The sequence below is a fragment of the Streptomyces sp. NPDC049970 genome (assembly GCF_040660235.1).
GTDB lineage: Bacteria > Actinomycetota > Actinomycetes > Streptomycetales > Streptomycetaceae > Streptomyces.
This window is the reverse complement of sequence record NZ_JBFALP010000023.1, coordinates 55,846-71,896: the sequence shown is the minus strand read 5'-3', so window position 1 is coordinate 71,896 and position 16,051 is coordinate 55,846. Positions and strand designations below refer to the sequence as shown.

At 69.3% G+C, this 16,051-nt stretch carries 13 protein-coding genes; 5 read left to right on the top strand and 8 right to left on the bottom strand.

The annotated features are described in order from the left end of the window. The 6 genes from AB0I83_RS28565 to AB0I83_RS28540 all read right to left on the bottom strand — a co-directional run bounded on the left by AB0I83_RS28565 (window position 1) and on the right by AB0I83_RS28540 (window position 6,217). Complete coding sequence (locus tag AB0I83_RS28565) at window positions 1-972, bottom strand: fumarylacetoacetate hydrolase family protein (protein ID WP_363306691.1); 972 nt, start codon at window positions 970-972, stop codon at window positions 1-3. Window positions 973-1,168: 196 nt separating this feature from the next. Further along, entirely contained in the window at window positions 1,169-2,101 is a 933-nt protein-coding gene (locus AB0I83_RS28560; RefSeq protein WP_363306690.1) for a VOC family protein, read from the bottom strand. Window positions 2,102-2,105: 4 nt separating this feature from the next. After that, window positions 2,106-3,104, bottom strand: a complete 999-nt coding sequence (locus AB0I83_RS28555; RefSeq protein ID WP_363306689.1) for an amidohydrolase family protein — start codon at window positions 3,102-3,104, stop codon at window positions 2,106-2,108. Further along, window positions 3,101-4,231 (bottom strand): FAD-dependent oxidoreductase, encoded by a 1,131-nt coding sequence (locus AB0I83_RS28550; RefSeq protein WP_363306688.1) that lies wholly within the window; start codon window positions 4,229-4,231, stop codon window positions 3,101-3,103. Before AB0I83_RS28550 ends, AB0I83_RS28555 begins: the two co-directional genes overlap by 4 nt. A gap of 28 nt (window positions 4,232-4,259) precedes the next feature. Continuing rightward, window positions 4,260-5,222 carry a cyclase family protein gene (locus AB0I83_RS28545; protein ID WP_363306686.1) on the bottom strand — a complete coding sequence of 321 codons (963 nt, stop codon included), beginning with the start codon at window positions 5,220-5,222 and terminating at the stop codon, window positions 4,260-4,262. After that, the gene (locus AB0I83_RS28540) at window positions 5,219-6,217 is read right to left on the bottom strand and encodes a fumarylacetoacetate hydrolase family protein (protein WP_363306685.1); all 999 of its coding nucleotides are present in this window, start codon (window positions 6,215-6,217) and stop codon (window positions 5,219-5,221) included. The genes AB0I83_RS28545 and AB0I83_RS28540 overlap by 4 nt, the downstream gene beginning before the upstream one ends. Window positions 6,218-6,344: 127 nt before the next feature. Between AB0I83_RS28540 and AB0I83_RS28535 the strand changes: the two genes are divergently transcribed. Then, the gene (locus tag AB0I83_RS28535; RefSeq protein ID WP_363306684.1) at window positions 6,345-7,274 is read left to right on the top strand and encodes a LysR family transcriptional regulator; all 930 of its coding nucleotides are present in this window, start codon (window positions 6,345-6,347) and stop codon (window positions 7,272-7,274) included. Window positions 7,275-7,547: 273 nt separating this feature from the next. On the opposite strand, the gene AB0I83_RS28530 is transcribed toward AB0I83_RS28535, so the two are convergent. After that, complete coding sequence (locus AB0I83_RS28530) at window positions 7,548-8,573, bottom strand: LacI family DNA-binding transcriptional regulator (protein WP_363306683.1); 1,026 nt, start codon at window positions 8,571-8,573, stop codon at window positions 7,548-7,550. An 87-nt stretch (window positions 8,574-8,660) separates the two neighbouring features. Then, a complete protein-coding gene (locus AB0I83_RS28525) occupies window positions 8,661-9,710 on the bottom strand; it encodes a LacI family DNA-binding transcriptional regulator (RefSeq protein WP_363306682.1) in 1,050 nt (349 codons plus the stop codon). Between the two features lie 253 nt (window positions 9,711-9,963). On the opposite strand from AB0I83_RS28525, the gene AB0I83_RS28520 reads away from it, so the two are divergent. The 4 genes from AB0I83_RS28520 (at window position 9,964) to AB0I83_RS28505 (ending at window position 15,847) form a co-directional block, all read left to right on the top strand. Beyond that, the gene (locus tag AB0I83_RS28520; protein ID WP_363306681.1) at window positions 9,964-11,283 is read left to right on the top strand and encodes an extracellular solute-binding protein; all 1,320 of its coding nucleotides are present in this window, start codon (window positions 9,964-9,966) and stop codon (window positions 11,281-11,283) included. Between the two features lie 107 nt (window positions 11,284-11,390). Continuing rightward, window positions 11,391-12,275 (top strand): sugar ABC transporter permease, encoded by an 885-nt coding sequence (locus tag AB0I83_RS28515; RefSeq protein ID WP_363306680.1) that lies wholly within the window; start codon window positions 11,391-11,393, stop codon window positions 12,273-12,275. Between the two features lie 5 nt (window positions 12,276-12,280). Next, window positions 12,281-13,189: a carbohydrate ABC transporter permease gene (locus AB0I83_RS28510; RefSeq protein ID WP_363306679.1), complete on the top strand. Its 909-nt coding sequence runs from the start codon at window positions 12,281-12,283 to the stop codon at window positions 13,187-13,189. Window positions 13,190-13,252: 63 nt separating this feature from the next. Continuing rightward, the gene (locus AB0I83_RS28505) at window positions 13,253-15,847 is read left to right on the top strand and encodes a family 78 glycoside hydrolase catalytic domain (RefSeq protein WP_363306678.1); all 2,595 of its coding nucleotides are present in this window, start codon (window positions 13,253-13,255) and stop codon (window positions 15,845-15,847) included. Window positions 15,848-16,051 lie beyond the last annotated feature (204 nt).

Genomic DNA, 16,051 nt, shown 5'->3' with positions numbered 1-16,051 from the left:
TCACGGCCGCTCCCGGCCGCGACGCCGGCCGGCCGGCAGCTCGATGGGCGCCACCCCGGGGACGACGGTGCTGGTCAGGGTGCCGAGGCCCGCCACGGTGAGGGTGACGGTGTCGCCGGGCTTCAGCGGGGGAGGTGTCTGCTCGCCGCGCAGGCCCCAGAGTTCGGCGAGGCAGCCGCCGTTGCCGCACGTGCCGGATCCGAGGACGTCCCCGGGTACGACACGGGTGCCGCGGGAGGCGTATGCGGTCATCTCCTCGAAGGTCCAGCTCATGTGGGAGAGCAGGTCCGTGCCGACCACCTTCCCGTTGACCTCGGCCGTCATCGCGAGGTGCAGCATCCCCTCGGAGTCCCGGTGGGAATCCAGTTCGTCCGCGGTGACCAGGTAAGGGCCGAGCGTCGTGGCGGTGTCCTTGCCCTTGCAGGGGCCGAGGCCGACCTTCATCTCCGCGGACTGCAGGTCGCGGGCGGACCAGTCGTTGAAGACGGTGTAGCCGACGATGTGGTCGCGGGCCCGCTCGGGGGTGAGGTCGCGCCCCTCGCGGCCGATGACGGCGCCCACCTCCAGTTCGAAGTCCAGCGCGGACGACCCGGGAGGCATCGGCACCTCGTCGTGCGGGCCGTAGACCGCATGGGGGTTGGTGAAGTAGAAGGTCGGCGCCGCGTACCACTGTTCGGGTACGCCCGCGACTCCGCCGACGGCGCGGCGGACGCCTTCGACGTGCTCCTCGAACGTCACGAAGTCCCTTATGGAAGAGGGCTGCAGGGGAGGAAGCAGCCGTACCTGGGAGACGTGCGGGCCAGGCGGGACGTCCAGGGCCGCGGCCCCGGCGGCGAGCAGCCCCGCCAGGCCGTCGACCTCCTTGAGGAGCGCGGTGAGAGAGCTGACACCGGGCAGGGGGAAGAGGGTGCCCTCCTCCTCCACGACGGCTACGCGGTGGCGGTGCTGATGTTCGTAGGCGGCGAATCGCATGTGCGGCTCCTGAAGGAGGAAGGGGCGGACAGGGATCCGCGTCAGGTGGTGGTCCACCGTGACGCGGCCCCGGGTGCCGCTTCGTACTACGGGCTGAGAACCGGGGGCGCGGCTGGAGTGAGCCAGGGCGTGGACACGGCTGCCACCTCCCGGGGCCGAGAGTCGGCTCTCGGGCTGACCGGCAGTTACCGACCGGCTAGACCGGCGGGGCGACGAAGACGCCGCGGTCGGGGTCGTTGAAGGACTCCTTGGCGACGATCTCGTTCATCGCGTTGGCGGTTCCCCACTGGTCGGTGACCTCGGGCTCGGAGAAGTCGTAGACGTGAGGGTGCCAGGTGTCCTCGTCGAGGTTCTCCAGCTCGGTGGTGTACTCGACGGTGTTGCCGTGCGGGTCGAGGAAGTACGTGAAGGTGTTGTCGCCCGCCATGTGCCGGCCCGGCCCCCAGATCTTGCGGAATCCGGCCCGCATGACGCGGCCGGAGCCGCGCATGTACTCGTCGATGCCGCGCATCTCGAAGGAGACGTGGTGCAGGGCGGTGTGCGGGCCCTGCGCGATGGCCATGGAGTGGTGCTGGTTGCTGATCCGCATGAAGTGCATGACCTCGCCCATGTGCGGCGAGGAGAGCGTGTCGGAGAGGGCGAAGCCGAGGTGGCGCTCGTACCACTGCCGGGTGCGGTTGAGGTCGGGGGAGTTGAGGACGACGTGGGAGAGCTTGACCGGGATCGCCTCCTTCTCCTCGATCTTCCTGTGCTGCCGGACCTCGACGTCTGCCGAGACCTCGATGGTGCGGCCGTCGACGTCGAAGAAGCGGAAGCCGTACCCGCCGCCTGGGGTGTCCACGGAGCCGGGGCGTGAGATGAGTCGCACGCCGTCGGCCAGGAGCCGCTCGGCGAGAGTGTCGACGTCGGCGGCGTTCGCGGCGCCGTAGGAGACGAGGTCGAGGCGCTTCTCCTCGGCCTTGCGCAGCCGTACGACGTACTGCTCGGGTGAGCCCTCGGCGGCGAGGAAGGAGATCCCGGAGTCCTCGGTGACCTTGGTGAGGCCCCAGACCCCGGCGTAGAAGTCGAGCTGCTTGTCGTAGTCGGGTACGGCCAGGTCCACGTGGCGCAGGTGGGTGAGCAGGCGCATGAGGTCAGTCCTTCCGGAGGAGGGCGGCGGCGTTGCCGCCTCGGACGGCGTGGAAGTCGGAATCGGTGAGCCGCGCGGCGCGCAGGGCGCCGACCGGGTCCTCGGAGCCCATGTCGAAGGGGAAGTCCGAGCCCAGGAGCACACGGTCCGCCCCGGCGACGCGGATCAGCTCGCGCAGGACGTGCGGGTCGTGGACGAGCGAGTCGAAGTACAGCCGCGTGAGATAGCTGCTCGGCAGGTGGGCACAGCCGGCCCCGGCGTCGGAGCGTGCGGACCAGGCGTGGTCGGAGCGTCCGATGTGGGTGGGCAGGTAGCCGCCGCCGTGTGCGGCGACCAACTTCAGGCCGGGGTGCCGGTCCAGGACCCCGGAGAAGATGAGGTGGGAGAGCGCGACGGCGTTCTCGGTGGGCTGGCCGACGGTGTTGGACAGGTACCACCGGTCGAGGCGCTCGTCGAGCGTGCACCCGAAGGGGTGCAGGAAGACGATCGCGCCCGTGTCCTCGGCCCGGGACCAGAAGGGCTCGTAGTCCGGGTCGGACAGCTCCAGCCCCGGGGCGTGGCTGGAGATCTCCACCCCGCGCAGCCCTTGCGCCAGGGCGTGGTCGAGGGCGTGCACCGCCAGGTCCGGATGCTGCAGCGGTACGAGGCCGAGTCCGAGCAGCCGGTCGGGGGAGGCCGAACAGTGCTCGGCCGTCGCCTCGTTGGCGGTCCGGTACACCTTCTCGGCGGTCGGCTCGTCGGCCCAGTAGTGGTAGTGCGAGGGGGAGGGGCTGACGAGCTGGATGTCGACGCCCTGCGCGTCCATCGCCGCGAGACGTACGGCGGCGTCGGTCATCCTCGGGATCCGTTCGCGGACCATGGGGCCGCTGACGGCGAGCGCGTCGGTGCCGTTGCGGCGGGCGTCCAGTTCCCTGGCCTCCGCGTGGCCGGGCAGCCCCGCGACGAGCGCCTCGATCCGGGGGAGCAGGACATGGGCGTGGACATCGATCGTCGGCGTGGTCACGGCAGCTCCCGGAGCATCGTCATGGTGCGGCCCATCAGCCCGGGGACGTCGGCGTCGCGTACCCCGTCGAGCTGCCACTGCCCGATCTGCACGGATGCCTCCACGACGGGCCGGACGCGGGCGATACGGCGCTGGTAGTACGCCTGGAGCAGGGTGTCGTCCCAGACTTCGGCCCCCGTCAGCATCTGAGCGAGCACCCAGGCGTCCTCCAGGGACAGAGCCGCCCCCTGCGCGAGGGTGGGCGGGCAGCAGTGAGCGGCGTCACCGACGAGGACGACCCGGCCGCGATGCCAGGAGCCCTCGACCAGCATCCGGTCGAACCAGGTGTAGTTGACCTCTCCGGGGTCAGTGATCGTCTCGGTGATCTCCGGCCAGAAACCGCCGTAGGCGGAGGCCAGGCGGCGCATCTCCTCGGCGTACGACTCCGGCGGGATGGAGGCGCGGTCGCGGTTGGCCTCGACCACGTAGGCGTAGAGCGTCGTCTCGCTGGTGGGGCAGTACCCGGCGATGTAAGCCGGGCCGCCGTAGGCGAGGTCCGTGCGGGACACCCCGGCCGGACGCGGGGCGGCAACGCGCCAGATGGCCATGCCGGTCGGTTCCGGCTTCGCCGTGATGCCGAGGGCGGCGCGGGTGGCGGAGCCGAGGCCGTCGGCGGCGATCACCAGGTCGTAGCGGCCTTGCGTGCCGTCGGTGAAGCACACGGTGACGCCGTCGTCGTCCTGGTCCAGGGTGGTGGCCCGGATCCCCAGGCGCACAAGGGCTCCGCTCGCGCGGACGGCGTCGATGAGGACGCGCTGGAGGCGGGGGCGCTGCATACCGACCGTGGCGGGGAGGTCGTCGCCTCCGCTGCGGATGTCGTCCTGTGCGTGCAGGACGGTGCCGTCGGGGGCGGTGATGCCGACCGATCCGAAACCGTAACCGGACGCCTCCACCTGCTCCCACACCCCGAGTTCGCGCAGCACGCGCAGGGCGTTGCCCTGGAGGGTGATGCCGGAGCCCGCGGTGGCGTTCCAGTCGTCCTTGGCCTCGATCAGGTCGACGCCGAAGCCGGCCCTGCGCAGCAGCACCGTGACGGCGTTGCCGGCCGCGCCACCGCCGATCACCAGGACCGAACGGGTTTCGCTCATGAGGGAACTCCCTTGTTCCTGGGCGGGGTTACTTGACGGCGATCGGGTTGACCGGGCTGCCGACCGCTCCGGTGATGGGCAGCGGGGCGGCGGTGAGCGCGAACTCGTAAAGGCCGTCGGTCGCGCAGTCCTCGGCGAGGGCGTCGAGGTCCCACATCTCGCCGATCAGCAGGCCCATGTTGGGGATGGCGACCTGGTGCAGTGGTTGGAAGGCGTGATCGAACTCGTTGGGCCGCACCTCGAATCCCCAGGTGTCGGTGGCGATCGCGGCGATCTCCGTGCCGTGCAGCCAGCCCGCCGTGGTGAAGGACAGGCCGGGGGCCGGGCCGCCGGCGTACTCGCCCCAGCCGTCGCGGCGGGCCCGGGCGAGCTGACCGGTCCGCACCAGCACGATGTCGCCCCGCCCCACCTCAACGCCGTGGGCCTCGGCCGTGGCGGACAGGTGCTCCCCGGAGATGGCGAAGCCGTCGGGCAGCTCTCCGTCCTCACCGATCACGCGGCCGACGTCCAGCAGCACTCCGCGCCCCGCGACGTGCTGTGCCATGTGCTCGATCCCAGTGACCTGGTCGCCCTCGGAGGTGACGACCTTCTCGGCCGGGCGGCCGTTCCAGGCCTTGCCGTGGTCGAAGATGTGCCCGAGCCCGTCCCACTGGGTGGAGCACTGCAGCGGCATCGCGATGACGTCGTCGGCGCCGCCGAGGCCGTGCGGGAAGCCCTGCCCGGTGACGACGGCGTCGGTACCGGTGTCCAGCATGGTGTGCACGGGGTTGGTGCGGCGGCGCCAGCCCTTCTGAGGGCCGTTCATGTCGAAGCGCTGGGAGAGCGAGAAGCTGACGCCCCGCCGGACCAGCGCGAAGCCTTCACGGCGCTTGGCCTCGTCGAGGAAGTTGAGGGTGCCGAGCACGTCGTCCCCGCCCCAACGGCCCCAGTTGGAGAACGCCTTGGCAGCCGCGGCGATCTCACCCTCGGGATTCGTGCGGTCCAAGGTCATGATTCCTCCGCGACACAGCGGGTGCGCTGGACGCCGAGCCCGGTGACCGAACCCTCCATGACGTCCCCGTCGCGCAACAGCCGACCCCAGTGCATGCCGTTCCCGGCCGGACTGCCGGTCAGCACGAGGTCGCCGGGGAGCAGGCGCGCGGTCTGCGAGGCGTACGACACCACGCGTGCGACGTCGAAGATCATGTCCTTGGTGGACTCGTCCTGCATGGTCTCGCCGTTCAGTTTCAGCGTCACCTGCAGGTCGTCCGGGTCGGTGATCGACGCGGCGGGCACGATCCAGGGGCCGAGCGGGGTGAAACCGGGAGCGTTCTTGCTGCGCAGCCAGTCCGTTCCGATCTGCGGCATGTCCCGGCGGAACACGGTCGCCCGGTCGGTCAGGTCGTTGGCGATCGTGTAGCCGGCGATGTGGCCCAGCGCCTCCTCGACGGACACTTGGTATGCGGGACGGCCGATGACCGCCGCCAGCTCCAGCTCCCAGTCGGGCTTCTGGGCCCACGCGGGGAGTGCCACGTCGTCGTACGGGCCGGTGATCGCGCTCGGCAGACCGATGAACACGTACGGAAGGTCCTCCGCCGCCCGCCGGTCCATGATCTCCGCCGCCTCCGCGCGCCGCTCCTCCTCGGAACGGTCGTCGTCCGGGGCGCGGTGAGCGACGTGCAGGTCGATGACGTGCTGCCGGTAGTTCGCGCCCGACTGGAACACCTGACGTGCCTCGACGGGAGCGTGCACCCGGAAGTCCGCCAGCGGCTTTCGCTGCTCTGCGCCGCCGTCCGCCAGTGCTTCCAGGCGGGGTAGGGCCGCCTCCCAGTCCTCCAGGAGGCTCCGGACGGTCAGCCGGCCGTCGCCGAGAGCGGCTCGCAGATCGAGTACCCGGGCGTCGGGTGTGACGAGAGCGGGGAAAGCGGATCCGTCGGGGACCGACAGCGTGGCGAGGGCGAACGGTCCGGCGAAGAGCGCGGATGCGGGTGCAGGTTTCACGAACATGTCCTCCTGATTGCTGTCCGACTAATCTGGACCTGCCGCCTGCAATCATGGAAATCGATTATGTGGATGCCTGTCATCCATGAAATTTATTCATCCTGTTCGGCGCCGTATCGCAAGGGGAAAGCCCGTGAATCTGTCCCGTCTCGACCTCAACCTCGTCGTCGCGCTGCGTGCCCTGCTGGAGGAGCGCAACGTCACGCGCGCCGGGCAGCGCGTCGGGCTCAGCCAGCCGGCCATGAGCGCCGCGCTGGCCCGACTGCGCCGCCACTTCGACGACGACCTGCTCGCCCGGGTCGGCGGCCACTACGAACTCACCGCCCTCGGGCAGGTGCTGCTCGACCGCACCTCCACCGCCTACGACGTGCTGGAGCGGCTCTTCGCCAGCCAGGCCGACTTCGACCCGGGGAGCGAGAGCCGCGAGTTCAAACTGGTCGCCTCCGACTACGCCGTCGCCGTCTTCGGCACCGAGCTCGCCCGGGTCGTCCACGAGGAGGCCCCCGGCATCCGGCTGCGCTTCACCCAGCCGCCGACCACCGTCGTCGACGACACGGCCACGCTGCTGAGTACCACCGACGGCCTGCTCATGCCCCACGGAGTCGTCAGCGACTTCCCCGCCACCGACCTCTACCAGGACAGCTGGGTCTTCCTCGTCTCCGACGACCACCCGAGCGTCGAGGACCACCTCACCCGCCAGGACCTGGCCCGGCTGCCGTGGGTCACCTACCAGCGCACGTACGACGCCCCCGCCGTCCGCCAGCTCGGCATGCTCGGTGTCGAACCGCGCGTGGAGGTGTCCGTCGACAGCTTCCAGCTGCTGCCGCTGATGGTCGCCGGCACCCGGCGCATCGCCCTGATCCAGGAACGCCTCGCCCGCCTGCTGGCGCCGCTCGCCGCCGTACGCGTACTGGAGCCGCCGTACGAAGCGGTGCCGCTGCAGGAGGCGCTGTGGTGGCACCCCGTACACACGCATGACGCCGCACACATCTGGTTGCGTGAAACGGCTGCCCGGGTCGGCAGGCGCATGGCCGACGTACGCGAGAGGCCTGGTTCGTCCTGACGGCCGCGGTGGCGCACGGCTGATTGCGCGGCATCCACGGAATGGATGCCAGGCATCGGAAAACCGGATCACGGCAGGGCTGGGCAGGCCATCGAGGGGGACCTCATAGTCGTGTCACAGCACTGTGCCCGCGTACCGACGTCCTCGCCGAACGGACCGGGCGCCGCGGGCACTCCCGCCCCTCCTGGCGTTCTGGAGTGCCGCCGTGCCCGCTCCCGCTGCCCCTCCCTCCCATGACTACGATCCCCCGGACCTTCAGGCGAGACTTCCCGGTCACCGTGCCGGCGTGGCCAAGGTGGACCGGCGTACAACCAGTTCCGGCTGCAGGACGACCTGGGTGTGCCCGTGACCGGTGTCATGCGCCGTGTCCTCGATGAGAAGGCGGCCGGCCTGGCGTCCCATGGCGAGCGCCGGCCTCCGCACCGTGGTCAGCGGCACGACGGCGGACGCGGCGAAACCGAGGTCGTCGTAGCCGACCAGCGCGATGTCGTCCGGCACCCTCAGCCCGGCCTCGTACAAAGCCTGCATCACTCCCAGCGCGAGCAGATCGTCGGCGCAGAAGACGGCGGTCGGCCGGGCCGGCAGGCCGAGGATGCGTTGTCCGGCGTCCTTGCCCGCGCTCACCGTCAGTGCCGGGCACGAGAGCTCGTGCAGGGAGGCCGAGGGGTGTCCGGACCGGGTGACGGCTCTGCGCGCACCCGTGCGCCTGTCCCGTATCGGTGCGAGCCGGTCGGGGCCACCGACGTAGACGACGGAGCGGTGTCCCTGTGCGAGCAGGTGACGGACCGCCGCGTGGCCCCCGGCCACATCATCGACGCCCACAGAGCATGCGGCCGGTTCGGGCAGGCATTGGTCGGCCATGACGAAGGGCACGGCGTGCCGGCGGAACGCAGCCACTGTCCGGCCTGCTCCGACACCGGAAATCAGGACGGCCCCGCGGAGCTGGTGCGAGGTGATCAGTGCGAGGTGCCGGGTTTCCTCCGCGAGGTCACGGGCGCCGGTGAACACCATGACGCCGAGGTCCGCCTCGCGTGCGGCCTGCTCGACGCCGGTGGCCAGTGCAGTGAAGTCGGGTCCCGCCGTGTCCAGTCCGAGAACTGCGATGACACGGGAGGCCAGGCCGTGCAACTGCCTCGCCCCTTCTGTGCGTACGTAACCGATCGAGCCGATCACGTCGAGGACGCGCCTGCGCGTGGACTCGGCAACGATCTCCGGGCGGTTGAGGACGTTCGAGACGGTGCCGAGCGACACACCTGCCTCGCGTGCGACGTCCTTGATACCCGTCCTGCGGGCCGCCACGCCGGGTCGAACCGTCCCTGTGTCCGGCCCGCGCCCCGGTGCGGGGACCACCGTGGGAGCGGTTGCGGGCGCGCGCCGGGCCATGGTTCAACGGCTCCCCGGGGCTGCGGTGCTGCCGCGTTGCACAAGGCGTGGGGTCATGGTCGTCCGCATGGCCCGGTCCCGCCTGCCTTCCACTCGCTCGATGAGCATGCGGGCGGCGGTGGAGCCCATGGTGTGTCCGGCCTGGTCGACGCTCGTGAGCTGGACGGTGGCCAAGGCGGCGAGAGCGGTGTTGTTGTAGCCGACGAGAGAGACGTCTTCGGGGATGCGCAGGCCGAGTTCGTGGGCAGCACGGTAGATCCCCAGAGCCGCTACATCGGCGCCGGTCATGACGGCGGTCGGTCGGTGCGCGTTCGCCAGCAGGGTCATTCCCGCCTTGAACCCGCCTTCGTCCGAGTACGCGGCATGCAGCACCTGCGCGTGCTCGGAGAGTCCGTGCCGTTCCATGGCTTCGAGGTATCCGGCGGTCAGCACGATCTCGGGGGTGCGCTTCCACCGGTTGGCCTTGGTGCCCGGGGCCGAGACCAGGGCGATGTCGCGGTGGCCCAGCGAGACCAGGCGGTCGACGACCAGGCCGGCCCCGACGTCATCCGCGTCGACCACGGAGTCATGTGCGTCGGATCCGTCGTGATGGCCGAGGACCACGGTGGGCGTTGCCGCGGCCGTCGCCAGCACCTCGTCGCGCGGAGTCCCCGGTGCGATGAGGATCAGGCCGTCCATCTGGCGGTCGACCATGGAGCGAATGGTCTTGGCCTGCTCCTCCGGCGAGAATCCCGCCGCGCCGATCAGCACGGTGTACTCGCCGTCGCGGAGTTCGTCCTGGATGCCGTCGAGGATGTCGGCGAAGAACGCGTTGCGCACGTTGTCCAGCAGTACGCCGATGGTGTAGGTCCGGCCACGCATGCCACGTGCCGCCGCATGCGGCCGGTAGCCGAGTTCGGCGATCGCCGCTCTGACCCTTTCCTGCATGGCCGGGCTCACGCCGTAGGCGTTGCGCATCACCTTGGAGACGGCGGCCGTGGACACGCCCGCGTACCGAGCGACGTCGGTGATGGTTACACGCTTGTTCTGCCTGGGTGTCGCAGCCCGGTCCATCGTCAGCGCTCCGAATCTCGTGGGGATGAGTGCAACGGTCTACACGAATGGTCCCACGCGTCGTCAAGAGGTCCGCTGCAACACGACAGTGTTACAGCTCTGTGTCTTGACGGAGAAGTAAGCAGAGGTGCAGGGTGTTGCCCAATCTTAGTGGAGAACGTTTTACACGTTCTCCGCGTGGCAGGGCCCAAACGTCGCCCTTCGTGCCGCCCCGCACCCTCACCTTCCTCTCCATACTCCTTGGGAGTCTTCCGTGTCCCCTCGTATGTCCCGTGCCCACCGCGCACGCCTGAGTCTGTTCACCGCCGGGGCCGCCTCCCTGTCGCTGCTGGCCACTGCCTGCGGCGGCAGCGGCGCCAACTCCCCGTCCGAGCCGAAGGACTTCAGCTATCTCGGTGTCACGGAGAACACCGCGGTCAAGACGGTGCTGACCACCCTGTCCAAGGGGGCCTGCAAGGCGCAGAACGAGGCACTGCCGTTGAAGGTGGAGACGGTTCCGCAGGCAAGTCTCGACCAGAAGCTCCAACTGCTGGCCGGTCAGGACGCTCTGCCGGTGCAGTTCGCCGCCGGTAACGCGCCGGCGCTCACCATCCAGCTCAACAAGTCCGGGAAGATCGCCGACCTGGAGAAGGAGCTGAAGGACCTCGGCGTTCTGGACCAGATCGAGCCCGCCGCCGTCTCGACGGTCAAGGCCCTTTACAACGGCAAGTTGGCGGTCCTGCCGTACGAGTACAACATCGAGGGCATCTTCTACAACAAGAAGCTGTTCGCCGACAACGGCCTGCAGGAGCCCTCGACATGGGATGCCCTGGTGGCCGCGTCCGCGAAGCTCGAAGGCAAGGGCGTGCAGCCGTTCTCCGCCTCCGGTCAGCAGGGCTGGCCCCTCACCCGCCTCATCAGCGGGTACCTCTACCGCAGTCTGGGACCGGACGCGTTGCAGAAGGTGGCCGACGGCAAGGCGAAGCTGACCGACCCCGAGTACGTGAAGGCCGCCGAGGAGGTCGCGGCCCTGGGCAAGAAGGGCTACTTCGGCAAGGGGCTCGGCTCCATCGACTACGACACGGCGATCAACCAGTTCCTCAGCGGCAAGGCCGCCATGTTCTACATGGGCAGCTGGGCGCTGACCAATATCTCCGACGCCGGGCAGAACAAGATCGGGGGCGCCGAGAACGTGGGCTTCATGCCCTTCCCCGCTGTCGCCGGCGGCAAGGGCGCGATCGACCAGTACCCCTCGAACGTCGGCCTGGGCATCACGCTCGCCAAGAAGTCCTTCGACGGCAGGACCGGTGACTGGACGGCCTGTATCGCCAAGAACTACGGCGCCACCGTACTGAAGGACCAGGGCGCCATCTCCGGGTTCAAGGTCAACGAGGAGTTCGAGGACGCCAACGAGGTCACCGCGCAGGTCAGGGAGACCATCGGCGCCTCCAGGCAGAACGTGCTGTGGTTCGAGGCGCTGTTCAGCACGAAGGCCACCACGGTCAGCCAGACCAACGCCGCATCCCTGGTCAGCGGCAGTATGACCCCGCAGAAGTTCATGCAGACCGTGCAGGACGCCCTGACCGCCCAGTGACCTGACGGGGGCGGCCCACCGGCCTCCGCGCACGCCCCGCACCCCGCGTGTGCCGCCCCGGTCCCGCACGGCAGGTCTCTTCAACGGAAACGAAGTGGACACCACCCATGCACCGCGTCCTCGGTGACCGCAGGGCCATCCTGATCCTGCTCGGTCCCGCTCTCCTCGTCTATTCCCTGATCATGCTCGTCCCGATGGTGTGGTCGCTGGGCTACTCCTTCACCAAGGGCAACACCATCGACGGCTTCACCGGCAACGGCCTGGACAACTTCCAGCGCCTGTTCACCGACGAAGCCGTGAGAAACGCCCTCTGGTTCACCCTCGAGTACGGCGCCGTCGTGACGGTGGGACAGGTCGTCGCCGGCTACCTGCTGGCCCTGCTGTACGTGTTCTTCCTCAAGAAGTCCTCCGCGCTCATCCGCACCCTGGCCTTCTTCCCGGTCGTGCTGCCCACGGTCGCGGTCGGCCTGCTCTTCCAGAAGTTCTTCCAGGTCGCACCTCAGACAGGCCCGGTCAACTCGCTGCTCAACGCGGTCGGGCTCGACTCCGTCGACTTCTTCGGAAGCGCCGGAAGCGCGTTCTGGGTCCTGATCGGCATGGACATCTGGCGCTCCATGGGCTTCTACGCCGTACTGCTGTTCGCCGGTCTGGTCGACATCCCCGACGAGGTCCTCGAATCGGCCAGGCTGGACGGGGCCTCGGGGCTCCGGCTGATCCGGCACGTCGTGCTGCCGCTGTCGCTGCCGGTGCTGATGTCGTCACTCATCTTCAGCGTCAACGGCACCCTCAAGGTCTTCGACTCCGTCGTCGCCCTCACCAACGGCGGCCCCGGCAACGGCACCACCCCCCTGACCCTGTACATGTTCCAGACGTCGTTCACCTACAGCGACTACGGCTACGGCAGCACTGTCGCCCTGCTGCTGACCGTGGTCTGCCTGCTGGTGAGCCTGGCCGTCTACCGCGTCTCGCAGCGCGACCTCACGGAGGGCTGAGCGCCATGGCCATCGACACACCTGTGAAGACCTCCGCGGGCCGCCGGCTCAGGGGGCCCTCCGCAGCCGCCGGGCCTGTCCGCAGGGCCCGGCCACCGCGCCGGCTGTGGGTGAGGACCGTCGTCGCCCTGCTGCTGGTCGTCGAGATCTACCCGCTGATATGGATGTTCCTGACATCCCTGAAATCCAACGACGACTACCTGGACAACTCCACCTGGAGCCTGCCGACGACATGGGAGTGGGGCAACTACTCCGAGGCCTGGACCACCGGTCACCTGGGTCTGTACGTCCAGAACAGCCTCCTCGCCGTCCTGCCCGCCCTGGCACTCATGCTGCTCCTGGGAACGGCCGCGGGGTTCGCCCTGCAGGTGATGGTGTGGAAGGGGCGCAGCCTGACTCTGCTGGTCTTCCTGGCGGGCATGATGGTGCCCCCGCAGATGATCCTCCTGCCGCTGTTCACCGTGTACTTCCAGACCGGGCTGTCCGGCACCCTGTGGCCGCTGATCCTCACCTACACCGGCACCGGCCTGCCGCTGACCGTCTTCATGATGGCCACCTACTACCGCACCGTCCCCCGCGAGCTGTTCGAGGCCGCCACCATCGACGGCGCCGGCATCCTGCGCGCCTTCTGGACCATCAGCGTTCCCCTGGTCCGCAACGCCCTGCTGACGGTCGGTCTGGTCCAGTTCTTCTTCATCTGGAACGACCTGCTCATCGCGCTGACCTTCACCAACGACCAGGACCTGCGGACCATCCAGGTCGGCCTGCTCAACTTCACCGGTGACTTCGGCGCGACCCAGTACGGTCCGCTGTTCGCGGCCATCTGCATCAACGTGTTCGGCACCCTCCTGATCTATCTCTTCCTCAACCAGAAGGTCATGAAGGGCCTCACCTCGGGAGCGGTCAAGGGCTGAGGCCCGACCGCCACCCCGGCTGCCGCACGCGTACGGCCGCACGTGTAAGAAAGGTCCCCCCCCTTGCTCCCCCCTCAGCCCTCACCGGTGTCCTTCGAGCACCTTCCGGACGGACTCGGAGTCGGAGTCGCCGCCCCCCGACTGACCTGGACACTGCCCTCAGGTGCCGGCCGACAGCACGCCTACGAACTGGAAGTCGACCGCTCCGGCGCGGTCCATCGCACGGGACGCGTCGATGACGCCTGCCAGGTACTGGCCCCCTGGCCCGGTGAGCCGCTGGCCTCGCGGGAGCGCGCGACCGTCCGGGTCCGTGTCTGGTCCTCGGCCGACGGGGAGCCGTCGGCCTGGAGCGAGCCCCGTGTCGTCGAAGCAGGTCTCCTCGACCCGGCCGACTGGCAGGCGGTCCCCGTGGGCGCCGGATGGCACGAGGACCCGGAGGCCGAGCGGCGTCCGGCCCGGGTCCGAAAGGGCTTCCCGCTCGACAGACCCCTGAGCCACGCCCGCCTGCACGTCTCGGCGCATGGCCTGTACGAGGCCGAGATCAACGGCCGCCGGGTCGGCGACGAGGCGCTGGCCCCGGGCTGGACGGTCTACCCGTACCGCCTCCGGTACCGCACCCACGACGTCACCGACCACCTCACCGTGGGTGCCAACACCATCGGAGCATGGCTCGGTGACGGCTGGTACCGGGGCAAGTACGGCTTCGACGGCGGCACCCGCAACATCTACGGCACCGACCAGTGCCTGCTCGCCCAGCTGGAGGTGACGTACGACGACGGCACCACCGTCGTCGTCGCCACGGACGGCAGTTGGAGTGCCGCCCCGGGCCCGATCCTCGCCAGCGGCCTCTACGAGGGCGAGACGTTCGACGCCCGGCTGCACGACCCGGACTGGTGCACACCGTCGCCCATCGCCTCCGACGCGTGGGCCCCTGTACGGATCGGCCATCGTGACCCCGCGACCCTCGTCGCACCGATGGCGCCACCGGTGCGCTGCACCGAGGAGATCGCTCCGGTATCCGTCACCCGTACCGGCGACGGCCGCCACCTCCTGGACTTCGGCCAGAACCTCGTCGGCCGCCTCAGCGTCACCCTCGACGGTCCGGCCGGCACCGCGGTTACCCTCCGGCACGCCGAGGTCCTCCAGGACGGCGAGTTGGCCACGCGCCCTTTGCGCGAGGCCTACGCCACCGACACCCTGATCCTCTCCGGCCAGGGTCCACTCACCTGGGAACCCCGCTTCACCCTCCACGGCTTCCGCTACGCCGAAGTCGACGGCTGGACAGGCGATTTGGGCCCCGGCGCGGTGATCGCACGCGTGTACCACACGGACATGAGGCGAACCGGCTGGTTCGAGTGCAGCGACGAACTGGTCAACCGTCTCCACGACAACGTCGTCTGGAGTATGCGCGGCAACTTCGTCGACATCCCCACCGACTGCCCCCAACGCGACGAACGCCTCGGCTGGACCGGCGACATCCAGGTCTTCGCCCCCACCGCGAGCTACCTCTACGACTGCGCCGGCATGCTCGACTCCTGGCTCACCGATGTCGGTCTCGAACAGCTCCCCGACGGCACCATCCCCTGGTACGTACCCGTCATACCCGGCGAGCCGATGTGGACGCCGATCCAGCCCGGAGCCGCCTGGGGCGATGTCGCCACGCTCACGCCCTGGACCCTCCACCAGCGCTTCGGAGACGTCGAACTCCTCCGCCGCCACCACCCCATGGCCAAGTCGTGGGTCGACCTCATGGAACGGCTCGCAGGGCCGAGCCGCCTGTGGGACACCGGCTTCCAGCTGGGGGACTGGCTCGACCCCGCCGCCCCACCGGAGGACCCGGCGGCCGGCGTCACCGACCGATATCTCGTCGCCACCGCGTACTTCGCCCACTCCGCCCGTCACCTCGCACTGTCCGCAGCCGAGTTGGGAGAGGACGCGGACGCCGAGAGGTACGCCGCCCTGGCCGACGAGGTCGCCGAAGCCTTCCGCTGCCGGTACGTGCTGCCGTCCAGCCGTATGACCAGCGACAGTCCGACCGCCTACGCCCTGGGAATCGTGTTCAGCCTGCTCACCCCCCGGCAGCGGCAGGACGCGGGGGACCGGCTCGCCGAGCTCGTCCTCGCGGACGACGCCCGGATCGCCACCGGCTTCGTGGGGACCCCGCTGATCTGCGACGCACTCACCGACACAGGCCACCTCGACGTCGCCTACCGCCTGCTGCTCCAGACCGAGTGCCCGTCCTGGCTCTACACCGTCACCCGGGGCGCCACCACCATCTGGGAACGCTGGGACAGCCTGCGGCCCGACGGCAGCCTCAATCCGGGCGGCATGACCTCCTTCAACCACTATGCGCTGGGTGCCGTCGCCGACTGGCTGCACCGGGTCGTCGGCGGCATCACGGCGACAGCTCCCGGCTATCGCGAGATCGCCTTCCGACCACGGCCCGGCGGGGGTGTGACATGGGCCCGCACCCGGCATGAGACCCCTTACGGGGCCGCTTCCCTGTCCTGGGAGGTGACAGCCACGGGTATCACAGCGCGCTGCACCGTTCCTGAGGGCTGCCGGGCCGTTGCCGAGCTGCCCGGCTGCGCGCCGCTCACCCTGCACGCGGGTGAGCACCTCCTCGATACTGCCGAAATTCTTGGGGCGACTGCCTGAAGTATTGAGGGGCATAACCGCGAACGGCTCGGCGCAGGTTCTTTCTGCGCCGAGCCGTTCGCGGTTGTCCTGCTGCCTTCGTAGGGTTTGTATTTCTCTCGTGAATGAGTGGGATCCAGCGGAGTGATGGAGGGTCCGTTCCGTTCTCGTGTCCGATTGAAAATTTCAATTCCTTTCAGCTTGGAGGGGGTTGTTTTCGCTGGT